This window comes from Streptomyces smaragdinus, from assembly GCF_009604385.1.
Classification (GTDB): domain Bacteria; phylum Actinomycetota; class Actinomycetes; order Streptomycetales; family Streptomycetaceae; genus Streptomyces; species Streptomyces smaragdinus.
Window position 1 is genome coordinate 160,034 of the sequence record NZ_WEGJ01000005.1, and the last position, 22,389, is coordinate 182,422.

The window sequence follows — 22,389 nt, forward strand, 5'->3', positions numbered from 1 at the left end:
CCGCCGGAGGCCCCACGTGTCGAGCGCGCCCGAGGACGTCCGGACCCTGCCGGGAGCGCCGGCCCCGACCGCCCTGTGGCCGGGGGACCCGCGGGAGCTCGGCGCCCGCTTTTGCCGCGGCCCCGGCGGCACCGAGGGCACCGGCTTCGCCCTCTGGGCGGGCGGCGCCGAGGCCGTCGACCTCTGCCTCTTCGACGACGACGGCCGCGAGCGCCGCCTGCCGCTGACCGGCCCCACGGACGAGGTCTGGCACGGCTTCGCCCCGGGAGTGCGCCCCGGCCACCGCTACGGCTACCGCGTGCACGGCCGCTGGGACCCCTGGACCGGCGCCCGCTGGAACCCGGCGAAGCTGCTGCTCGACCCGTACGCCCGGGCCGTCGACGGCGAGTTCCGCCACGCCCCGCAGACCTTCGGCCACGTACTGGGCTGGCCCCAGGCCCACCTCGCCGACACCGTCCGCGACGACCGCGACTCCGCCCCGTACGTCCCCAGGGGCGTGGTGGTCCGGGACGCGGCGGCCGGCGCGTGGGCCGACCGCCCGGGCACCCCCTGGGCCGACACCGTGCTCCACGAGCTGCACGTCCGCGGCTTCACCCGGCTCCACCCCGCCGTCCCCGAGCGGCTGCGGGGCACCTACGCCGGGCTGGCCCACCCCGCCGCCACCGGCCATCTGCGCGCGCTCGGGGTCACGGCCGTGGAACTCCTCCCGGTGCACCAGTTCGCGCCGGAGGGGACGCTGCTGGGGCGCGGGCTGACGAACTACTGGGGCTACAAATCCGTCGGCTGGTTCGCCCCCCACGCCGGCTACGCGGCCACCGGCACCCGGGGGGAGCAGGTCACCGAGTTCCGCGCGATGGTCCACGCCCTGCACGCCGCCGGGATCGAGGTGATCCTCGACGTCGTCCACAACCACACCGCCGAGGGCAGCGAGCTCGGCCCCACGTACAGCCTGCGCGGCATCGACAACCGCGGCTACTACCGCCTCGCCCCCGACGCCCGCCGCTACGCCGACGTCACCGGCTGCGGCAACACCCTGGACGCCCGGCGGCCGCAGGCGCTGCGGCTGATCACCGACAGCCTGCGGTACTGGGTGACCGAGATGGGCGTCGACGGCTTCCGCTTCGACCTCGCCGCCGCCCTGGCCCGCACGGAGCGCGACGTCGACACGCTCGCCCCGTTCCTCGCCGCGATCGCCCAGGACCCGGTGCTGCGCCGCGTCAAGCTCATCGCGGAGCCGTGGGACGTGGGCCCCGGGGGCTATCACCTCGGCGGGTTCCCGCCGCCGTGGTCGGAGTGGAACGACCGCTACCGGGACGCCGTCCGCGACTTCTGGCGCGGCGCGCTGCCCGACGTACGCGACCTCGGCTACCGGCTGACCGGCTCCTCCGACCTGCACGACCGGGCCGGGCGCCGCCCGCGGGCATCCGTGAACTTCGTCACGGCCCACGACGGCTTCACGCTGCGCGACCTGGTCTCGTACGAGCACAAGCGCAACGCCGCCAACGGCGAGGGCAACCGCGACGGCACCGACGACAACCGGGCCTGGAACTGCGGCCACGAGGGCGAGACGGACGACCCCGCGGTCAACGCCCTGCGCCGGCGGCAGATCCGCAATCTGCTCGCCACGCTGCTGCTGTCCACCGGGGTGCCGATGCTGACGGCGGGCGACGAGATGGGGCGGACGCAGCGCGGCAACAACAACGCGTACTGCCAGGACAACGAGGTCAGCTGGGTGGACTGGTCGCTGCTTCGCGATCCGGCCTGGCGCCCGGTGCGGCGGCTGGCCGCCCGGCTGATCGCCCTGCGCCGGGCCCATCCCGTGCTGCGCCGGGACGCCTTCTTCTCCGGACGGCCGCAGGAGGGCGTGCGGGATCTGGCCTGGTTCACCCCGGCTGGATGTGAAATGAGCGAATCGGACTGGTTTGCCCCGACAGTCGCGTTCGGTATGTACCTCTCCGGCCGGGACCTCCCGCAGTGCGACCCCCGCGGCCGTCCGGTATCCGGCGACAGCTTCCTCGTGCTGTGCCACGCGGGTGCCGGGCCGGTGGAGTTCGTGCTGCCGGGAGAGCCGTGGGCCAGGGCGTACGAACTGGTCGTGGACACCTCCCGCGAGGACCAGTCGGCGGCCCCCGGGACCCGGCATCCGGGCGGCGGGCCGATCGCCGTGCCGGAGCGGTCCGTTCTGGTGCTGCGGGCCCTGCTGTAAAGGATTTGCGTGAACCCTGTGGTCAGGGCAAGCATGTCGTCCAAATGACAAGTACCTCCCGGGACAAAACGCACATAGCATCCCCGGATCTCCAGGCCCCCCGCGCCGGCCTGTGGTCCCGGGACTTCTCCTTCTTCTTCGCCGCCCGCGGCATCGCCCGCCTCGGCGACATGATGGCGCCCGTCGCGCTGGCCGCCGGGCTGGTGCAGCAGGGGTACGGGGCCGGGGCGGTCGGCGCCGCGATGGCCTCGATGACCGCCTGTTTTGCCGGATTCGTCCTCTTCGGTGGGGTGCTCGCGGACCGCTTCGACGCCCGGGGGCTGATGATCGGCTCCGATCTGGTGCGCGTCGTCACCCAGGCCGTGATGGCGGGACTGTTCTTCGCCGGGGACGTCGTGCTCTGGCAGGTCTGTGTGCTGTCCGCCGTCAACGGGATCTGCGGCGGCCTCTTCCAGCCCGGCATCGCCAGCGTGCTGCCCCGTATCGCCCACGACGTACAGGGCGCCAACGGCGCGGTGCGTACGGTCGAGGCGGTGATGTCGCTGTTCGGCCCCGCCGCCGCGGGCGCCCTCGTCGGCTTCACCCAGCCGGGCGGGGTGTTCGTCGTGCACGCCGCGACGTACGCGCTGAGCGCCGGCTGCCTCACGCTGCTGCGGCTGCCGCCCCGGCAGGCGCACCCCGAGGCCGCGGTGAAGGAGCGGGCCTCCTTCCGCGCCGATCTGGTCGAGGGCTGGCGGGAGTTCAGCTCGCGCACCTGGATGTGGGGCGTGATCGTCATCTGGATGGCGGCCTCGGTGCTCTGCTGGGGCCCGACGATCCCGCTGATCGCCACCGAGGTCGTACGCGAGCACGGGCCCGGCGTGTACGGCCTGATCAACTCGGCCATGGGCGTGGGCGCCGCGATCGGGGCGGTGGCCGCGATGCGGTCCCGTCCGGTCCGGCCGCTGCGGGCCGGGTCGGCGGCGCTGCTGTGCTGGTGGCTGATGCCGGCGTCGGTGGCGCTGGGCCTGCCCGTGCCGCTGATCGCCGTGGGCAGCGCGCTGTGCGGCATCGCGATGGCGTTCTGGGGCGTGATGTGGGCGACGGCCATCCAGACCCAGGTCCCGCCCGGGGTGGTCAGCCGGGTGCACGCGTACGACGTGGCCGGATCGCTGGCCATGCAGCCCGTCGGCCAGGCGCTGGCGGGTCCGGCGTCCGGCCAGTTCGGCACCCGGGAGGTGCTGGCCGCGAACGCCGTGTTCGCCCTCGTCACGGCGGTGGCCCTGCTGTCCGTACGGGCGATCCGCACCCTGCGCCGGGTGGAGCGCGCGGTGGGCTGAGGGGACGCCGCGTAAGTGGCGAAAACCATGTGGAGCCTGTCGCTCCCGGACCATAGGGTCGGTCTCGATGCCTGATACAACGAAGGTCGCGGACGCCGACAGATCCGCGGTGCGCTCCCTCCTGCGCCTTTGGCCCTATGTCCGTCCCGTCCGGACCCGTGTGAGCGTCGCCGCCGGCGTCGCGATCGTCGCGTCCTGCACGGGCCTGCTCATCCCGCTCGTCCTGAAGTGGATCGTGGACGGTCCCGTCGCCGACCGCGATCCGGCCGGGGTGTGGTTCGGCGGCGGGCTGCTGCTGGCGCTCGGCTTCGGCGAGGCGGCCCTGTTCGGGCTGCGGCGCTGGCTGGTGGCCCGGCCGCTGGCGGGGGTCGAGGCCGCGATGCGTGCCGACCTCTACCGGCATCTGCAGCGGCTCCCGGTGTCCTTCCACGACCGGTGGGCGTCGGGGCAGCTGCTGTCGCGCGGTACGACTGACCTGATGCTGCTGCGCATGTTCCTCGCCTTCCCGCTGACGTTCCTGCTGGTCAACGGCGTGACGATCCTGGTGGGGTTCGCGATCCTGCTGGCCCAGGAGTGGACGCTCGGGCTGATCCTGCTCGGGCCGGTGCTGCCGCTGGTGGTGCTGTGCTCGACGTTCGAGCGGAAGTTCTCGCTCGCGGCGCGGAAGGCGCAGGACCAGGTCGGCGATCTGACCACCGTGGTCGAGGAGTCGGTGCTCGGCATCCGCGTGATCAAGGGCTTCGGCCGGCACCGCAGCCAGGCCCGCGCCTTCCACGACCTCGCCCACCGGCTGCGCGGCACCGAGCTGCACAAGGCCCGGCTGCTCGCCGGCATCTGGGCGCTGATCATGGCGCTGCCGGAGCTCGCCATCGGCGTCGCGCTGATCGTCGGCACCACGCAGGTCGCGGACGGCGAGCTGTCGGCGGGCACCCTGGTGGGCTTCCTGTCCACCGCCCTCGCGCTGCGCTGGCCGGTGGAGTCCATCGGCTTCCTCCTCGCGATCAGCAACGAGGCCGCGACCGCCGCCGACCGCTACTTCGAGGTGATGGACGAGCCCGAGGCCGACGCCGGGGACGCCGCTCTCGTCCCGTCGCCCCGCGCGGCGGGCCCCGCCGGCGGGGACGCCGGGCTACGGTTCCACGACGTCACGTTCACCTTCCCGGACGCCGACAGCCCCACCCTCGAGGGCATCGACCTGCACATCCGCTCCGGCGAGACGATGGCCCTCGTGGGCGCCACCGGCAGCGGGAAGACGGCGCTCACCGCCCTCGTACCGCGGCTGCACGAGCTGACCGCCGGGCGCATCACCCTTGACGGGCACGACATCCAGGACATGACGCGCGACGAGCTGCGCACCCTGGTCGCCGTCGCGTTCGAGGAGCCCACGCTGTTCTCCGCCACCGCCGGGGAGAACGTCCTGATGGGCGCCGACCTCGAGGGCGCCGCCGGCGACGAGGCGCTGCGCCGCGCGCTGGACGTCGCCCAGGCGGGCTTCGTGGACGACCTCCCCGAGGGCGCCGGCACCCAGGTCGGCGAGCAGGGCCTCAGCCTCTCCGGCGGCCAGCGCCAACGCCTCGCGCTGGCCCGCGCGATCGTCGGCCGGCCCCGGTTCCTGGTGCTGGACGACCCGCTGTCCGCCCTCGACGTGCACACCGAGGCCCTGGTCGAGGCGGCGCTGCGGCAGGTCCTCGCCGAGACCACGGCGCTGGTCGTCGCGCACCGCCCGTCGACGGTGCTGCTCGCCGACCGGGTGGCCCTGCTGTCCGGCGGCCGGATCACCGCGGTCGGCACCCACGAGGAGCTGCTGCACGGCAACGACGAGTACCGCCGGCTGATGTCCGGCGCCGAGCCGCGGAAGGAACTCGCCCGATGACCACCACGGCACCGGAACAGCAGGACGAGAGGGCCGGCGGCGAACCGGCCGGCCACGGGGACCCGTTCGACCAGGACGTCCTGCCCGCCCCCCGCGGCGCCTCGCTGAAGCTCCTGCGCTCCCTCCTCGCCCCGCACCGCGGCAGGGTCGTGGTCGCCGCCGTACTGATCCTCCTCCAGCAGGCCGCCGTCCAGGCCGGACCGCTGCTGGTGGCCATCGCCATCGACCGGGCCGTGCCCGCGCTGAAGGACGACGACAGCGGCCCGCTCGTCATGGTCGGCGCCGCCTACCTGCTGTGCGCGCTGGCGTCGGGCGTCCTGCAGTTCGCGTTCGTACGGGCCGCCGCCCGCGTCAACCAGGACGCTCTCCTCGACCTGCGCGCCCGGATCTTCCGCCACGCGCAGGCCCTCTCCGTCGACTTCCACGACCGCTACACCTCCGGCCGGCTCATCTCGCGCGCCACCAACGACGTCGAGGCCCTGCGCGAACTCCTCAGCGAGGGCCTCCAGGAGCTCATCGCGCTGATCCTGGCGACCGTCTACATCGGCGCCATGCTCCTCTATCTGGACCTCGGCCTCGGCGCCGCCGCCCTGGCCTCGTTCGTCCCGCTGTATCTGGCGATCCGGCGCTTCCAGAAGCGCTCGATGCGCGTCTACAAGGAGCGCTCCACGGCCATCGCCGCCGTGATCGTCAAGTTCGTCGAGACGATGAACGGCATCCGCCCGGTCCAGGCGTTCCGCCGCGAACAGGCCAACGACGGCGGCTTCCACCGCCTCAACCGGGTGCACGAGCGTGTCAACGGCGACTCCATCCTGGAGATGGCCCGCTACGTCGTCTCCTCCCGGCTCACCGCCAACGCGGCGATCGCCGCCATCGTGGTGTGGGGCGCGTACCGGGTCGCCGACGGCGGGCTGGCGCTGGGTGTGCTGGCGGCGGCCGTGCTGTACCTGCGGCGGCTGTACGACCCGATCGACCGGCTCGGGATGTTCCTCAACTCCTACCAGTCCGCCGCCGCGTCCCTGGAGAAGATCGCCGGCCTGCTGGCGCAGGTCCCCTCGGTCCCCGAGCCCGCGGCCCCGGCCGCCCTCGGCGAGCGGCCCGCGGACGTTCCCGGACGCGAGGTCGTGTTCGACGGGGTGAGCTTCGCGTACCGTACGGGCGGCGAGGTGCTGGCGCCGTTCGACCTGACGATCCCCGCCGGGCAGACCGTGGCCGTCGTCGGCTCGACGGGCGCCGGCAAGTCGACCCTGGCCAAGCTCCTCGCCCGGTTCTACGACGCTTCCGAGGGCCGGGTGCTGCTGGACGGCACCGATCTGCGGGACGTGGCCGGGGCGGAGCTCCGTCAGAGCGTCGTGCTCGTCACGCAGGAGGCGTTCCTGTTCTCCGGCACCGTCGCGGAGAACATCGCCCTCGGGCGGCCGGACGCCACCCGCGAGGAGATCGAGGCCGCGGCCCGGGCCATCGGCGCCCACGAGTTCATCGCCGCGCTCCCCGACGGCTACGACACCGACGTCCGCAAGCGCGGCGGGCGGATCTCGGCGGGGCAGCGCCAGCTGGTGTCATTCGCCCGGGCGCTGCTCGCCGACCCGGCGGTGCTGATCCTGGACGAGGCGACGAGCTCCCTGGACATCCCCGGCGAACGGGCCGTGCAGCGCGCGATGCACACGGTGCTGCGCGGGCGCACGGCCGTGGTGATCGCGCACCGGCTGTCGACGGTGGAGATCGCCGACCGGGTGCTGGTGATGGCCCACGGGCGGATCGTCGAGGACGGCACCCCGGCCGACCTGATCGCCGACCGGGGGCGGTTCGCGGAGCTGCACCAGGCGTGGCGGGACAGCGTGGTCTGACCCGCCGCCGGCTCAGCGGGAGGCGCACTCCACGTGGCCCCAGCCGCCGGCGTTCTTCGCGATGACGGTGCCCTGCCCGTACGACTTCCCGCAGTGGCACCAGCCGGGGAACCTGGCCTTCACGGTGGCCGTGCGTGCCTTCTTCGCCGGCGCGCTCGTCGCCGACCCCGCCGCGGGCCGGGTGCGCGCCGCCTGCGGTACGGGCCGGGGCGAGCCGTACGCCGTGCCCGCGGCCTCCTGGCTGTCCGCGCAGTCGCTCGCCGCCTGGTCGGCCACCGCGTTGTACGGGTCGCCGTCCGTCTGATGCGCGCGCACGTGCACGATCCGTACCTCGCGCCCGTCGAGGAGCTTGTCGATGGCCTGGATCAGCTCCAGATTCGCCACCGGCTTCCCGCCCGCCGTCTTCCAGCCGCGCCGCCGCCAGCCCGGCAGCCAGGTGGTGACCGCGTCCCGCGCGTACGTCGAGTCCATCCGGACCTCCAGCGCCGCCGCGGGGTCGGTGGCCTCCAGCAGCCGCCGCAGGGCGGTCAGCTCGGCGACGTTGTTGGTGGCCCGCCCCAGCGGACCGGCCTCCCAGCGGGCGACCTCACCGTCCGCCCCGGCCAGACACCAGGCCCAGGCGGCCGGCCCGGGATTCCCCTTGGCGGCACCGTCGCACGCCGCAACGCTCACATCGGACATCCGGCGATTCTGTCACCCCCGGGGCTCGGGCCCGTACAGCGGTGTCAGACCTTCCGCCCCAGCAGCCCCAGCAGCCGGGTCTGGGCGTCCGCGTCCGGCGCCGTCGGCACCGCCGGGGCGAACATGCCGCTCGCCGCCAGGTCCGCCGCGTACGGGGTGGTCTCCCGGAGGCTGAACTCCGCCAGCTCCCCGGGCATCCGCTCGTCGGCGCCGATCGCCCGGGCCAGATCCCAGCCGTGCACCGCGGCGTCCGTCGTCATCTGCGCGCAGTACGCCTCGCCCGTGACGTCGCCGAACGACAGGTGCACCTCGCGCTGCAGCGCCCCGGCGGCGGAGAACGCCGCCAGTGCCCCGGCCGCCGCCCGGTCCCAGGCGGCCACCGGATCGTCGCCCAGCAGATCGCCGTCGAACCGGTCGCCGACCTCCGCCGGCGTCGCGCCGTCCGTGACGATCGGCGGCACCCACAGCTGCTCCACCGTCAGATGATTGACCAGCTGCCGCACCGACCACTCGGTACACGGCGTGGCCGCGTCCCACTGGTCGGGGCGCACGGCGTGCACCCGCTGGGTGAAGAAGTCGAGGGCCTCGGCATGACGGCGCAGTGTCTCGTTCCGGGACATGGGCCCGATTCTAGGAGCGGACCCCGATAACGTAGGGATACCGGTGCGAACGGCGCGGGTTCACCACCTGACCGGACGACACGGCCGTACGCCGGCGGAGGGTGGGCGATGGGTGCCGACAGGCGGCAGGACGCGGGGACGTTCCCCCGGCCGCAGCTCGATCAGCTGCTGGGCGAGCTGCAGTTGCGGACGGCCGAGGTGCGCGGCGCCCGCGACCGTATCCACGGCCTGCTCGAGGCGGTCCTCACGGTGGGCAGCGAACTCGACGTCCGCCAGGTGCTGCGGCGCATCGTCGAGGCCGCGGTGGTGCTCGTCGACGCCGGGTACGGGGCGCTGGGCGTCGTCGGCGACCAAGGGACGCTCGCGCAGTTCGTCACCGTCGGCGTCGGCGACGAGGAACGCGCGCGGATCGACCGCGAGCCCGACGGCCACGGTCTCATCGGCGAGCTGATCCGCCGGCCCCAGCCGCTGCGGCTGGAGGAGATCGCCGACCATCCGGCGTCCGCCGGCTTCCCCGCCGGGCATCCGCCGATGCACTCCTTCCTCGGGGTGCCGATCCGGGTGCGCGACGAGGTGTTCGGCAACCTCTATCTGACGGAGAAACGCGGCGGCGGGACGTTCGACGGCGAGGACCAGGCGGTGCTCAGCACCCTCGCCGTCGCCGCCGGCGTCGCCGTCGAGAACGCCCGGCTGTACGAGCAGACGCGCCGCCGCCAGCGCTGGCTGGAGGCCGCCGGCGAGGTCACCAACACCCTGCTGTCCGGCGCCGACCAGTCCGTCGTACTGGAGCTGATCGTCGAGCGCACCCGCTACAACCTGGACGCCGACCTCGGCACCGTCGCCCTCCCGGTCCCCGCGCCCGTCCCCGGCCCCGGTGCCCACCCCGGGGAGCTGCGCGTGGCCCTCGCGCTGGGCCTGGGCGGCGAGCGGCACGTCGGCCGGGTCATGGGCGCGCAGGGCACCCTCGCGGGGCTGGCGTACTCCACCGCGGAGCCCGTCAGCAGCCCCGACGTGGACACCGACCCGCGCACCCGGTTCAGCCGGCTGCGCGGCGCCGGGCTGGGCGCCGCCGTCGCCGTCCCGATGGGCGGCGCGCACGGGCTGCGCGGCGTGCTGATGCTGGCCCGGGCCAAGGGCAAGCCGTCCTTCGGGGCGGACGAGACGGCCCCGCTGCTGGCCTTCGCCGGCCAGGCGGCCCTCGCCATGGAGCTGGCCGAACGGCGCAGCGACGCCGAACAGATAGCGCTCTACGAGGACCGCGACCGCATCGCCCGCGATCTGCACGACATGGCCATCCAGCGGCTCTTCGCCACCGGGATGACGCTGCAGTCCGCCATGCGTTTCGTGACCTCGACCGAGGGCGAGGAGCGGCTGCTGCGCGCGGTCGACGACCTCGACGAGACCATAAAGATCATCCGCACCACGATCTTCGGCCTGCGCGCCCACCAGCCGGGCCCGCAGCTGCGGGGCCTGCGGGTACGGGTGTTCCAGACCGTCGAACAGGCCGTCCCCGCCCTCGGCTTCACGCCCACGCTGCGCACCGAGGGCCTGGTCGACACCAATGTGCCGGCCGCGATCGCCGACCAGGTCGTCGCCGTCCTCGGTGAGGCCCTGTCCAACGCCGCCCGCCACGCGCACGCGTCGGCGGTCGGCATCGCCCTCACGGTGGGCGCCGACCAGCTCACCCTGACGGTCACCGACAACGGCGTGGGCATGCCCGAGCGGGGCCGGCTGAGCGGGCTGAAGAACCTCGCGGAGCGCGCGGGCCAGCTCGGCGGCGAGTCCCTGCTCTCCACCCCGGAGGGCGGCGGCACCCGGCTGGTGTGGCGGGTACCGCTGCCGCCGTAGCCGGGCTCAGTGCGGCTGGTGCGCGCCGCTCTGCCGCGGGAAGGAGGCCTGGCTGGCCAGGACGGCGGCCTGGATGCGGCGTTCCACGCCCAGCTTCGCCAGCAGCCGGGAGATGTGGTTCTTCACCGTCTTCTCCGACAGGTACAGCTGCTTGCCGATCTGCCGGTTGGTCAGCCCCTCGCCGATCAGCGCCAGGATCTCCCGCTCCCGCGGCGACAGCCCCGCCAGGGCTTCGCCGGCCGGCTCCGGCTCGGGTTCGCCGCCGCGCAGGGAGCTCATCAGCCGCGCCGTCGTCGCCGGGTCCAGCATCGACTGGCCGGAGGCGACCGTCCGTACCGCCGACACCAGGTCCGAGCCCTTGATCTGCTTGAGCACATAGCCCGACGCCCCGGCCATGATCGCGTCGAGCAGCGCGTCGTCGTCGTCGAACGACGTGAGCATCAGACACGCCAGGTCCGGCATCCGCGAACGCAGCTCCCGGCAGACGCTGATGCCGTCGCCGTCCGGCAACCGCACGTCCAGCACCCCCACATGGGGCCGCAGCGCCGGGCCGCGGGCCAGCGCGTGGGCGGCGCTCGCCGCCTCGCCGACCACCGTGATGTCGGGCTCGGAGTCCAGCAGGTCGCGCAGACCCCGGCGTACGACCTCGTGGTCGTCGAGCAGGAAGACACGGACCGGGTCGTCCGCGCTGAAGCGACGTGCCGGGATCGGTTGGGTCACGGTGGCTCCTCGGGGCGGATCGGGCCGGGGTCGGGCTCGCGCGCTTCAGCCGGCCGGGGCCGGCCCCGGCGTTGCCTCGTCGTTGAAGTGCTCCCGCACAGATCCTGGGCGGAAACACCCTTTCGGTCTAGGGCCGAACGGGTCCCCGATCGCGGCCGGCGGGGAGCTCACGGCGGGGCGGTGTCGCACCAAGTGTGTGTATTCGGTCTCTTTGAGGGGGACCGAGCTACCACCTCGGACTGCCCGGTGCGACACTCGAATTGGGGAGCGTGGGCCATGAAGACCAGACTGCTGATGTGGCGCTGGCGGAGCAATCCGCTCCGCCGGCGGTCCGACGTACTCGAGGCGTGGATCGTGCTGGCGGCCGCCCTGTTCGCGGTCGTGGCCGGCGGGTCGGCGGGGATCGCGGCGGGCAGCGGCGTGCACGACTATCTGCTGGCGCAGGCGAAGGACCGGCGCCAGGTGGGCGCGGTGCTCGTCGGGGACCCGGAGACGTCGCGGCCGGGTGCCGACGAGGTCCACCGGAGCAGGGAGCGGGCGACGGTGCGCTGGACCGCCGCCGACGGCTCCGAGGTCACCGCCACCGCCCGGGTGCCGCGCGGGCTGCGCGAGGGCGACCGGGCGCGGGTGTGGACGGACACCGCCCGGCAGCGGATCGCCACGCCCCCGCCGGGCGCCTTCGACGCCGGGCTGCAGGGGGTGCTCGCCGGGGTCTCGTCGGCCGCCGTGATCGTGGCGCTCGCCTGGCTGGCCCGCCGGGTGGCCGGGGTGCGGCTGGACCGGGCGAGGCTGCGGACCTGGGAGTGCGAATGGGCCCGGGTGGGCCCGGAATGGCGGCGCAAGCGCGGCACGTGGTGAGCGGCGCGTCCGGTGTACGGGTACGCGGAAGGGCCCGTGTCACGCAGCCCCGCGATCCAGCTCGCGAAGCCCGCGTCACACGGACCCGGGGAGGGCCGTGACGGCTGTTCGGGACGCGACGTCCGCCGACCAGGTCTTCGGCGGAGGCCACCGGCCGCCACGGCCACCCCGCGATGCAGCCTGCCCGCTCCCCGGCGGCCGGCACAGGGGCCGGGCGGGATACGGCGGGAGGGCCGAACGGCCCCCGTACGCCTGACCCGGCGCCCGGCCGACGCTTGCGGACACGACTCGGGCCGGTCCGGACGCACACCCCCCAGCAGCGTCCGGACCGGCCCATCCCCCCCCAGTGCCACGGATTGCCGAGGCCCGCCCAGCATGCCCGGCGGTGCGCCGGTGCGCATGGGGCCGAACGGCCCTCCCGGCGGCCCGTGCGGGGGCGCGCGACGCGATACGGGCGCACGCCCCCCGGGGTCGGCGGCCGTCGGTCAGCTGCGGCGCCGGCGGGCGTGCAGGACGCCGGCCACGCCGAGCAGGGTGACCCCCGTCCCGGCGGCGCCCAGGGCCACCACGGTGTCCGAGTCGCCGCCCGTACGGGCGAGTTCCTTCGCCGGCGGCGCGGCCGGTCCGCGGTCACCGGTGGACGGCGTCGGCGGCCGGTCCGGGGTCTGCGGCTGCTCCGGCTGTCCGGGCCGCTCCGGCGGGGTCTGCGGCTCCTCGGGTGTCGTGGGCTGCTCCGGCGGCTCCACGTTCCGTACCGGAGGAGCCGGCGGCTCCTCGCCCCGGCCGGCCTGGGCTCCCGGGCCGTCGTCGGACTCGGAGGAGATACCGATGCCGGACCCCTCGCCCGAGCCGGTCTCCGGCTCGCCCAAGTACCCGACCGCCGGGTTGTCCCGCTCACCCGGGACATGCGACTTGGCGGCGCCGGTACCGGCGGCGGCCGGGTCGCGGTCGGCGGAGACGGCCCATGCGGGTCCGGAGGCGATACAGAGGGCCGCCGCGCCGACGCACAGCACCTGCACGGGCCAACGGAGACCTGAAATGCGCTTCATTCGCTGCTCGTTCCTTACGCAACAGAAACCTGCGGAACGCACAGCGTGTCCTACCGCCCGAGGGCATATGCCCGTTACTACGCCAGGCCGGGGGTAATTCAGATCACAGACAACTCTTCCGGATGAGGGGTCGCAGAAAACTCCGAAGACTTCTCCCTGCCCCCCTGTTACCCTGGTCGCATGACGAACGTCAGGCCCCGTACCGGCACTGCTACCGCGCGAGCGACCAGCTCCTCGGTTGCCGCTGCCTGACGTCTCACCGCACGCCGGCGACCGGAAACGGATCGCCGGCGTTTTTCGTGCTCAGCTCCGACTCGGCTTCTTTTCCGGTTCGTCGTATCAGCGTCATCGCCCATTTCTCGTACGAACCCGACCGGAAAGCGAACCGCCATGAATTCCGAGCAGATCACCGACACCTTCGAATCCTTCTACCGGGACCGCGGCCACCGCCCGATCACCGGCAGCACCCTGCTGCCCCCACCCGGCGACCCGGTGCTGTTCACCACCTCCGGCATGCATCCGCTGACCCCGTACCTGGAGGGCGACCTCCCCCATCCGCTGGGGCGGCGGCTGACCAACGTCCAGCGGTGTCTGCGCACGACGGACCTCGACGAGGTCGGCGACAGCCGGCATCTGACGGTCTTCGAGATGCTGGGCTCCTGGTCGCTCGGCGACTACGGCCACGCGCAGAGCCTGCGCTGGGGGTACGAACTGCTCACCGACGGCTACGGGATCGACCCCGGCCTGCTGTACGCCACGGTCTTCGGCGGCGACGGACAGGTGGGCCCCGACACCGAATCCCTCGACACCTGGGACGAACTGGGCGTCCCGGTGGAACGTACGACCGAGGACAACTGGTGGTCCAACGGGCCCACCGGGCCGTGCGGTCCCGACTCGGAGATCTTCCACTGGACCGGCGACGGCCCGCCCGAGTCCACCCCGACCGGCGACGAGCGCTGGGTGGAGGTCTGGAACCACGTCCACCTGCGCTACCGCCGGCACGAGGACGGCAGCCTCACCCCGCTGCCCCGGCCCGGCGTGGACACGGGGATGGGGCTGGAGCGGCTGGTGACGATCCTCCAGGGGAAGGAATCCGTGTACGGGACCGACCTGTTCGAGCCCTGGACGCGGCTGGTCCCGGGCCTGTGGGGGCCGCTGGACGAGCCGTCGCTGCGGCTGGTCCTCGACCATCTGCGGTCCGGGATCGTGGTGACGGGCGACGGCGTCCGGCCGTCGAACACCGGGCGGGGTTACGTGCTGCGCCGGCTGCTGCGGCGGGTGCTGACGGTGCTGTGGCGCGACGACCCCACGCGGACGCTCGCCGATCTGCCGCGGGAGCTGCTGGAGCACACCCTGGGCCACTTCCGGCAGGAGATGTCGCCGGACGAGGTGCTGCGGGTGCTGGCCGGGGAGGAGCGGCGGTTCCGCGGGCTGCTGGAGCGCGGCCGTACGGTGCTGTCGAGGCCCCGCTTCTCGGGCCGGGAGCTGACGCCGGAGGACTACGGCTATCTGCACGACACCCACGGGCTGCCGCGCGAGCTGGTGGACGGGCTGACCGGCGGGCCGACGGTGTAGCCGGCCGGGGGAGACGGCAGGGCCGTGTGGGGCCGGCCCCGCCGTCGTACCCCGGTGACACCGGGGGCGGCCCGAAGCGCGACGGGCTGGAAAACGGTAGCCGCGCCCCCGGAAGTCTGGCAAGTACGCGTCAAAACCATGGGCGACGACCGGCCACTCCCGCACCCCGGCGGCGCGTCAGGGATCCGTCAAAGGTCCGTCCGGCGCCGGGATCCGTCCGGTTCGTCCCGAAGTCGCGCCGTAGGCTTCGAGTGAGTGGAATGGCCGACGAGACGGACAATCAGCACATGGGACGCGGCAAACTGCGGATATACCTGGGATCCGCCCCCGGCGTGGGAAAGACCTACGCCATGCTGTCCGAGGCCCACCGGCGGCTCGAGCGCGGCACGGACGTCGTCGTCGGCTTCGTGGAGAGCCACCGCCGCCCCCGTACCGAGGTGATGCTGCACGGGCTGGAGCAGATACCCCGGCGCGAGATCGAGTACCGCGGCTCCGTCTTCACCGAGATGGACGTGGACGCCGTCCTGGCCCGGCATCCGAAGATCGCGCTGGTGGACGAGCTGGCGCACACCAATGTCCCCGGCTGCCGCAACGAGAAGCGCTGGCAGGACGTGGAGGAGCTGCTCGCAGCCGGCATCGACGTGGTGTCCACGGTGAACATCCAGCACCTGGAGTCCCTGGGCGACGTGGTGGAGAACATCACCGGAGTCCGCCAGCGCGAGACCGTCCCCGACGAGATCGTGCGCAAGGCCGACCAGATCGAGCTGGTCGACATGTCGCCCCAGGCCCTGCGCCGCCGGATGGCCCACGGCAACGTCTACGGCCCCGACCGGATCGACGCCGCGCTGTCCAACTACTTCCGCCCCGGCAACCTCACCGCCCTGCGCGAGCTGGCCCTCCTGTGGGTCGCCGACCGGGTCGACGAATACCTCCGCGAGTACCGCAGCGAACACCACATCCGCGCCACCTGGCAGGCCCGCGAGCGGATCGTCGTCGGCGTGACCGGCGGACCCGAGGGCCGCACCCTCATCCGGCGCGCCGCCCGGCTGGCCACCAAGGGCTCCGGCGGCGAGATCCTCGCCGTCTACATCTCCCGCAGCGACGGACTGTCCACCGCGTCCCCCAAGGAGCTCGCCGTCCAGCGCAGCCTCGTCGAGGACCTGGGCGGCACCTTCCACCAGGTCGTCGGCGACGACGTCCCCGAGGCGCTGCTGGAGTTCGCCCGCGGGGCCAACGCCACCCAGATCGTGCTCGGCTCCAGCCGCCGCAAGGCCTGGCAGTACGTCTTCGGACCCGGCGTCGGCGCCACCGTCGCCCGCGACTCGGGCCCCGACCTGGACGTGCACATCGTCACCCACGAGGAGGCCGCCAAGGGCCGCGGACTGCCCGTCGCCCGCGGCGCGCGCCTGGGCCGCGGCCGGATCCTCGCGGGCTGGCTGGCGGGGCTGGCCGGGCCGGGGCTGCTCGCGCTGCTGCTGACCACCGCCGGCGAGGGCTTCGGCTTCGCCAACACGGTGCTGGTCTTCCTCACCATGACCGTCGTCGCCGCGATGCTCGGCGGCATGCTGCCCGCGCTGGGCTCCGCGGCGTGGGGCTCGCTGCTGCTGAACTACTACTTCGCCGAACCGACCGGCACCCTCACCATCGCCGACCCGGAGAACATCGTCGCCATCGCGGTCTTCTTCGCCGTCGCCGCCTCCGTGGCCTCCGTGGTGCATCTCGCGGCCCGCCGCACCCAGCAGGCGGCCCGGCTGCGCGCCGAGGCCGAGACGCTGTCCTTCCTGGCCGGCAGCGTGCTGCGCGGGGACACCTCGCTGGAGTCGCTGCTGGAGCAGGTACGGGTGACGTTCGCGATGGACTCCGTCGCCCTGTACGAGCGCACCGCCGACCCCGAGGGCTGGACGTGCGCCGCCGTCGTGGGCTCGGCGCAGCCCGCCTGCCCCGAGGACGCCGACGTCGACCTCCCCGCCGGGGAGGGCCGCGCGCTCGCGCTCACCGGGCGCAAGCTGCCCGCCTCCGACCGCCGGGTGCTGGGCGCCTTCGCCGCGCAGGCCGCCGTGGTACTGGACCGCCGGCGGCTGGAGGAGGAGGCCGGCGAGGCCCGTAAGCTCGCCGAGGGCAACCGCATCCGCACCGCGCTGCTGGCCGCCGTCAGCCACGATCTGCGCACCCCCCTCGCCGCCATCAAGGCCGCCGTCACCTCGCTGCGCTCCGACGACGTCGAGTGGTCGCCGGCGGACGAGGCGGAGCTGCTGGAGAGCATCGACTTCAGCGCCGACCGGCTGGACGCCCTGGTCGGCAATCTGCTCGACATGTCCCGGCTGCAGACCGGGACCGTCACCCCGCTGCTGCGCCCGGTCGGGCTGGACGAGGTGGTGCCCCGGGCGCTGGCCGGGGTGCCGGAGGACAGCGTCGTACTCGACATACCGGAGAGCCTGCCGCTGGTCGTGACCGACCCCGGGCTGCTGGAGCGGTCCGTGGCCAACGTGGTGGAGAACGCGGTGAAGTACAGCCCGCCCGGCGAACGCGTCATGGTGCGGGGCAGCGCGCTGGGCGACCGGGTCGAGCTGCGTGTCCTCGACCAGGGCCCCGGCGTGCCCGAGGCCGACAAAGAGCGGATATTCGAGCCGTTCCAGCGCTCCGGCGACGTTCCGCGCGGCGCGGGCGTGGGCCTGGGCCTGGCCGTGGCGCGCGGGTTCGCGGAGGCGATGGGCGGCACACTGGTGGCCGAGGACACCCCGGGGGGCGGGCTGACGATGGTGCTCACGATGGACGCGGCGGCGTAGGCGCGCGGTGGAGAAGGAACGAGAGGCCGACGCGATGCACAGGGTGTTGGTGGTGGACGACGAGCCGCAGATCGTACGGGCGCTGGTCATCAACCTCAGGGCACGCAAGTACGAGGTGGACGCGGCGTACGACGGCGCGAGCGCGCTGCGGCTGGCGGCGGACCGCCACCCCGACGTGGTGATCCTCGACCTCGGGCTGCCCGACATGGACGGCGTGGACGTGATCCGCGGGATCCGCGGCTGGACCCGGGTGCCGATCCTGGTGCTGTCCGCGCGGCACTCCTCGGACGAGAAGGTCGAGGCGCTGGACGCGGGCGCCGACGACTACGTGACGAAGCCCTTCGGCATGGACGAGCTGCTGGCGCGGCTGCGCGCCGCCGTCCGCCGCGCCGAGCCCACCCCCGGCGCGGAGTCCCCGGGGACGGTCACCACCGACGCGTTCACCGTCGATCTGGCGGCGAAGAAGGTCAACCGGAGCGGGAAGGACGTCCGGCTGACGCCCACCGAGTGGCATCTGCTGGAGGTTCTGGTCCGCAACGCGGGGCGGCTGGTCAGCCAGAAGCAGCTGCTGAAGGAGGTCTGGGGCCCGTCGTACGGGACGGAGACCAACTATCTGCGCGTCTACATGGCGCAGCTGCGCCGCAAGCTGGAGACCGACCCGGCCCACCCGCGCCATTTCGTCACCGAACCGGGGATGGGCTACCGCTTCGAGCCGTAGGGCTCCGACCGGGGACCATCCGCCGCGAAACGGGCGGAGACGGATCTTCCGGTGTCGTACAACCATTTGTAGCGGCGGGTGGTCCTGACTGACGACGGGGGGTGACCTACAGAGTCAGGAAGGGCAGGGTGGCGTCCGATGCGTGACGAGTGGGGTCCGCTTCATCTCCCGCAGCTTCTTCTCCCGCTGTCCGGCGAGGACCACGAGGCGGTGGTGCGCCGGCTGCTGCACCGCGCCGATCTGCTGCGCCAGCTGCTGCACCTCGGCCACGAGCAGCCGGGGTTCGCCGAGCTGCGGCCGGACGTCCCGTAGCCCGGCCGATACCCAGCGTCAAGTGTCCGGCGATTCCCCGTGATGCTCTTGTGATCTGACCGCCGGGTCTCCTAGGGTCCTTGGCGTTCGCACATGCGAGCGCCGTGCCTCCGGGTCGCCGAGTCCTGCCCGCCGGAGCCGGCTTCCGTCGTCCGTACCGTCGGGCAGGAGCGGGGGACCCACACGTTCTCCGTCGGTGCGGGAGCGGTGCCAAGGCGCGCCGTCCCCGCCGACTCGGGGTGAAGCCGCGCCGTGCGGCCGGGCGAACTCCAGCCCGAACCCGACAGCTCACCTCGCAGGCGTCGGAGGAGGACCCCATCCATGGCATCCACCGGCACCCATCGCGCGGCCAAACCGCGCACCGCCCGCCGCGCCCTGACCGTCGCGGGTCTCGCGATACCCACCGTCGCGGGGCTCGGCACCTCCGCGGCGGCCGCCTACACCGTGCAGTCGGGGGACACCCTCTCCGACATCGCCGCCGACAACGGCTACGGATCCGACTGGCAGAGCCTGTACGAGGCGAACAAGGGCACCGTCGGCGACGACCCGGACCTGATCCTCCCCGGTCAGGAGCTGGACCTCGGTGACAAGCCCACCGGAACGACGGCGACCACCACCACCGCCCGTTACGTCACCCACACCGTCGCCGCGGGCGACACCCTCTCGAAGATCGCCGACCGCTACGACGTCCCGGGCGGCTGGCAGCGCGTCTACGTCGACAACAAGGCCGCCGTCGGCTCCGACCCGGCGGCCCTGCGCCCCGGCACCGAGCTGAAGATCGACACCCAGGGCGGCAAGGTGACCGAGCCGGTCACCACGGAGGCCGAGACGACCGAGGCCACCCAGGCGTCCACCAGCACCCCCTCGGTCCCGACCACGGTGTCCGGGATCAAGGCCGCGGCGCAGAAGATGATGCCGGCCGACCAGTTCACCTGCTTCAGCAACATCGTCCAGCGCGAGAGCGGCTGGAACTACCGGGCCACCAACCCCACCTCCGGCGCCTACGGCCTGATGCAGGCGCTCCCCGGCTCCAAGATGGCCACCGCCGGCGACGACTGGCGCACCAACCCGCTCACCCAGATCGAATGGGGCCTCGGCTACATGAACGACCGCTACGGCAGCCCCTGCGGCGCCTGGTCGTTCTGGCAGGCCAACAGCTGGTACTGACCCCGGCTGCCCCGTCGCCGCCTCCTGATCAGGCGGCGGCGGGGCGCTCCGTCATCCACCGCGCCGCCAGCAGACCCGACCCGGCGGTCAGCACGGCGGCGGCGATCACCGTGGCGTTCAGCCCGAGGAGGTCGGCCAGCACCCCGGCGACCAGCGCGCCGGCCGCGTAGCCGATGTCGCGCCAGAACCGGTACGTGCCCAGCGCGCCCACCCGCCACGCGGGATGCGCGTGATCGGACACCGAGGCGATCAGCGCCGGGTACACCATCGCCGTGCCCAGGCCCAGCGCCACGGCCGACAGCACCCCGGCGAGCAGCGGGCGCTCCAGCAGCGCCAGGGCCAGGGCGAAGCCCCCGGACTGGACGAGCATGCCGCTGACGACGAGCGGCTTGCGCCCGATCCGGTCCGCCAGCTGGCCCGTCGGGATCTGCCCCAGGCCCCACAGGATCGGGTAGAGACCCTTGATCAGCCCGACGGCGGCCAGTCCGAGGCCGTGGTCGGTGAACAGCAGCGGGAACACACCCCAGGTCAGACCGTCGTTGAGGTTGTTGACCAGCCCGGCCTGGCTGGCGCCGCGCAGCGACCGGTCGCGCCAGGAGGTCCGTACGAACGTCTCGGCGAGCCCGGGCGTGTCCGCGGCCGACAGCGGCTTCGGGTGCCGGGCGAGCTCGAGCGCGACATGGCCGGCGGTGTCCTTGGCCAGCAGGGACAGCCCGAGGCCGGCGACGACGAAGACGACGCCGATGAGCTCGGGCAGCGGGCGCAGGCCGTGGGTGGTGGCGAGGTAGCCGGTGAGCAGGGCCGTGACGCCGACGGCGGTGTAGCCGGCGGCCTCGTTCAGGCCGGTGGCCAGGCCGCGGCGGGACGGGCCGACGAGGTCGATCTTCATGTTGACGGTCATCGACCAGGCCAGGCCCTGGTTGAGGCCGAGCAGGACGTTCGCGGCGACGATCCAGCCCCAGGAGGGCGCCCAGGCGAGGACGAAGGGGACGGGGATGCCCAGCACCCAGCCGGCGAGCAGCAGCTGCCTGCGGCGGTAGCGGGCGGTCAGGGCGCCGGCGGCGAGATTGGTGAGGGCCTTGGTGAGGCCGAAGGCGATGATGAAGGAGAAGACGGCCAGATCGCTGGTGAGGCCGAAGACGTCGGTGCCGATCAGCGGCACGGTGGTGCGCTCCAGACCGACCAGCCCGCCGACGGCGATGTTCACCACGACGAGCAGGACGAACTGCGGCCGGTTCGCGCGCAGCCCCAGGCGGATCGGCTCGGTCGCGGTGGCGTTCATGAGGGGTCCTCCGGGGTGGCGGCCGGCGGGTGGCCCTGCGCACCCACGTCCGGCTATGATATTCCATGGATTAATGGAGGATGCAATGTCGGACGTCACACACGAGGCTGCGCCGAAGGCTGAGCTCTACGAGGCCTTCGCGGCCAGCGGCAAGGCTCTGGCCAGCGGAAAGCGGCTGGAGCTGCTGGATCTGCTGGCCCAGGGGGAGCGCGGCGTGGACGCGCTGGCGAAGGCCGCGGGGCTGAACGTGACCACGGCCTCCGCGCATCTGCAGATCCTCAGGCAGGCCGGCTTCGTCGCCACCCGGCGCGCGGGGGTGCGGATCTTCTACCGGCTGGCGGGGGAGGACGTGGCGCGGCTCTTCGCCCTGCTGCGCAGCGTCGCCGCGCGGCACCGGCCGGCGGTGCCCGCGGCCCGGGAGGCGTATCTGGGGGAGGGCGCCCCCGAGGAGCTCGACCCCGCCGAGCTGCTGTCCCGTACGGACGCGGTGGTCCTGGACGTGCGCCCGGCGGAGGAGTACCGGGCGGGCCATGTCCCCGGCGCCCTGTCGATCCCGGTCGACGAGCTCGCCGGGCGGATCGGGGAGCTGCCGGAGGACGCCGAGATCGTCGTCTACTGCCGGGGCGAGTACTGCGTCTTCGCCCACGACGCGGTCCGGCTCCTGCACGCCCGCGGCCGCCGCGCGATACGGCTGCGCGACGGCATGCTGGAGTGGCGGCTGGCGGAGCTCCCGGTCGCCGTGGAGGGTTAGCTCACAGGCGCGCGGCCACGCAGGTGACGTCGTACTCCAGCAGGTGTGCGAGGGTCGCGACCGGGGCGGCCGTGCGTGTCCGCCGGCTCGAGCAGCGCCGTGGTGTCGCCCAGGACGAGGTGCGCGCCCGCGCGCATGAGGGCGAGTTCGGTGCGCGGGGAGCGGGCGCGGTCGAGGGCCACGATCAGCCCGGCGCCGGTCCGGCGGGCGGCGACCACCCCGTCCCGGGTACCGCCCAGCGGCGACGACACCACGACGGGCACCCCGGCCCGGGTCAGCGCCGACACCAGACGCATCGCGCCCGGCGAGGCGACGGTGGCGTGACGCCGCACATACGCGCCGAAGACCCGGTCGTGGTACGCCTCGACGGCCCGCAGCGACCGGAACCCCGGCGGATCCGCCGGAGGCCCCAGGGGCAGCTTCATCCCGCGCGAGGCGAGGAACGCGGCCACGGCCGCCGCCCCGCCGCGGCCCGCGATCAGGTTCCGGTAGTCGGACCGTACGTCGAAGGGCCGGATCCGCAGCGGTTCCGGCACCGTGACCTCGCGCAGCAGACCGTCGAAGACCCGCTGCCACGCGGCGGCGTGCACGGAGGGCAGATACGTCAGCACCGCGTCCAGATCCAGCACGACACCGCGTACGGCCTTCAGCCGCGGGATCACGGCGAGTCCGGCGGCGCTCACGAACGGAGCCGTCATGGCCCCTCCTTCCCGGGCGGGTCACCCCCGCTCCAGGATCACCGCCGGCTCCCCGCGGGGCCCGGGCCGGGCGGCTCCG

The 22,389-nt window shown here is 73.6% G+C and carries 18 protein-coding genes and 1 riboswitch; of the genes, 12 read left to right on the top strand and 6 right to left on the bottom strand.

Annotated elements, in window-relative coordinates; all coding sequences use genetic code 11:
- Window positions 1-16: 16 nt before the first annotated feature.
- The 4 genes from glgX (at window position 17) to SRB5_RS11160 (ending at window position 7,245) form a co-directional block, all read left to right on the top strand.
- Window positions 17-2,206 (top strand): glycogen debranching protein GlgX, encoded by a 2,190-nt coding sequence (gene glgX / locus SRB5_RS11145; RefSeq protein WP_323377711.1) that lies wholly within the window; start codon window positions 17-19, stop codon window positions 2,204-2,206.
- Between the two features lie 110 nt (window positions 2,207-2,316).
- The gene (locus tag SRB5_RS11150) at window positions 2,317-3,525 is read left to right on the top strand and encodes an MFS transporter (protein WP_228389967.1); all 1,209 of its coding nucleotides are present in this window, start codon (window positions 2,317-2,319) and stop codon (window positions 3,523-3,525) included.
- A gap of 67 nt (window positions 3,526-3,592) precedes the next feature.
- Window positions 3,593-5,398: an ABC transporter ATP-binding protein gene (locus SRB5_RS11155; protein ID WP_153451441.1), complete on the top strand. Its 1,806-nt coding sequence runs from the start codon at window positions 3,593-3,595 to the stop codon at window positions 5,396-5,398.
- Window positions 5,395-7,245, top strand: a complete 1,851-nt coding sequence (locus SRB5_RS11160) for an ABC transporter ATP-binding protein (RefSeq protein ID WP_153451442.1) — start codon at window positions 5,395-5,397, stop codon at window positions 7,243-7,245. Before SRB5_RS11155 ends, SRB5_RS11160 begins: the two co-directional genes overlap by 4 nt.
- Window positions 7,246-7,257: 12 nt before the next feature.
- Here the strand turns inward: SRB5_RS11160 and SRB5_RS11165 are convergent, their stop codons facing one another.
- Together SRB5_RS11165 and SRB5_RS11170 are read right to left on the bottom strand one after the other, a co-directional pair.
- Window positions 7,258-7,926: a ribonuclease H family protein gene (locus SRB5_RS11165; RefSeq protein WP_153451444.1), complete on the bottom strand. Its 669-nt coding sequence runs from the start codon at window positions 7,924-7,926 to the stop codon at window positions 7,258-7,260.
- A gap of 44 nt (window positions 7,927-7,970) precedes the next feature.
- Window positions 7,971-8,546, bottom strand: a complete 576-nt coding sequence (locus SRB5_RS11170) for a TIGR03086 family metal-binding protein (RefSeq protein ID WP_153451445.1) — start codon at window positions 8,544-8,546, stop codon at window positions 7,971-7,973.
- A 108-nt stretch (window positions 8,547-8,654) separates the two neighbouring features.
- Between SRB5_RS11170 and SRB5_RS11175 the strand changes: the two genes are divergently transcribed.
- On the top strand, window positions 8,655-10,394 hold the full coding sequence (locus SRB5_RS11175; RefSeq protein ID WP_153451447.1) for a GAF domain-containing sensor histidine kinase: 1,740 nt from the start codon (window positions 8,655-8,657) through the stop codon (window positions 10,392-10,394).
- Window positions 10,395-10,400: 6 nt separating this feature from the next.
- On the opposite strand, the gene SRB5_RS11180 is transcribed toward SRB5_RS11175, so the two are convergent.
- Window positions 10,401-11,114, bottom strand: coding sequence for a response regulator transcription factor (locus SRB5_RS11180; RefSeq protein ID WP_323377712.1), 714 nt, complete (start codon window positions 11,112-11,114; stop codon window positions 10,401-10,403).
- A gap of 276 nt (window positions 11,115-11,390) precedes the next feature.
- On the opposite strand from SRB5_RS11180, the gene SRB5_RS11185 reads away from it, so the two are divergent.
- Entirely contained in the window at window positions 11,391-11,972 is a 582-nt protein-coding gene (locus tag SRB5_RS11185) for an Rv1733c family protein (protein ID WP_153451449.1), read from the top strand.
- Between the two features lie 485 nt (window positions 11,973-12,457).
- Here the strand turns inward: SRB5_RS11185 and SRB5_RS11190 are convergent, their stop codons facing one another.
- On the bottom strand, window positions 12,458-13,021 hold the full coding sequence (locus SRB5_RS11190; protein WP_153451450.1) for an LPXTG cell wall anchor domain-containing protein: 564 nt from the start codon (window positions 13,019-13,021) through the stop codon (window positions 12,458-12,460).
- Window positions 13,022-13,411: 390 nt separating this feature from the next.
- Between SRB5_RS11190 and SRB5_RS11195 the strand changes: the two genes are divergently transcribed.
- The 5 genes from SRB5_RS11195 to SRB5_RS11215 all read left to right on the top strand — a co-directional run bounded on the left by SRB5_RS11195 (window position 13,412) and on the right by SRB5_RS11215 (window position 19,579).
- A complete protein-coding gene (locus SRB5_RS11195; protein ID WP_153451452.1) occupies window positions 13,412-14,596 on the top strand; it encodes an alanine--tRNA ligase-related protein in 1,185 nt (394 codons plus the stop codon).
- A 287-nt stretch (window positions 14,597-14,883) separates the two neighbouring features.
- Complete coding sequence (locus SRB5_RS11200) at window positions 14,884-17,382, top strand: ATP-binding protein (RefSeq protein WP_153451454.1); 2,499 nt, start codon at window positions 14,884-14,886, stop codon at window positions 17,380-17,382.
- Between the two features lie 34 nt (window positions 17,383-17,416).
- Window positions 17,417-18,100: a response regulator gene (locus SRB5_RS11205; RefSeq protein WP_153451675.1), complete on the top strand. Its 684-nt coding sequence runs from the start codon at window positions 17,417-17,419 to the stop codon at window positions 18,098-18,100.
- 138 nt (window positions 18,101-18,238) lie between these two features.
- Window positions 18,239-18,412 (top strand): hypothetical protein, encoded by a 174-nt coding sequence (locus SRB5_RS11210; protein ID WP_153451456.1) that lies wholly within the window; start codon window positions 18,239-18,241, stop codon window positions 18,410-18,412.
- A 139-nt stretch (window positions 18,413-18,551) separates the two neighbouring features.
- A riboswitch (cyclic di-AMP (ydaO/yuaA leader) is annotated at window positions 18,552-18,725 on the top strand.
- Between the two features lie 8 nt (window positions 18,726-18,733).
- Window positions 18,734-19,579 (top strand): aggregation-promoting factor C-terminal-like domain-containing protein, encoded by an 846-nt coding sequence (locus SRB5_RS11215; protein ID WP_153451457.1) that lies wholly within the window; start codon window positions 18,734-18,736, stop codon window positions 19,577-19,579.
- Between the two features lie 28 nt (window positions 19,580-19,607).
- On the opposite strand, the gene SRB5_RS11220 is transcribed toward SRB5_RS11215, so the two are convergent.
- Window positions 19,608-20,861, bottom strand: a complete 1,254-nt coding sequence (locus tag SRB5_RS11220; protein WP_153451459.1) for an MFS transporter — start codon at window positions 20,859-20,861, stop codon at window positions 19,608-19,610.
- A gap of 85 nt (window positions 20,862-20,946) precedes the next feature.
- Between SRB5_RS11220 and SRB5_RS11225 the strand changes: the two genes are divergently transcribed.
- Complete coding sequence (locus SRB5_RS11225) at window positions 20,947-21,612, top strand: ArsR/SmtB family transcription factor (protein ID WP_153451461.1); 666 nt, start codon at window positions 20,947-20,949, stop codon at window positions 21,610-21,612.
- Here SRB5_RS11225 and SRB5_RS11230 read toward each other — a convergent pair.
- Window positions 21,609-22,310, bottom strand: coding sequence for a hypothetical protein (locus tag SRB5_RS11230; RefSeq protein WP_153451463.1), 702 nt, complete (start codon window positions 22,308-22,310; stop codon window positions 21,609-21,611). The genes SRB5_RS11225 and SRB5_RS11230 overlap by 4 nt on opposite strands.
- Window positions 22,311-22,389 lie beyond the last annotated feature (79 nt).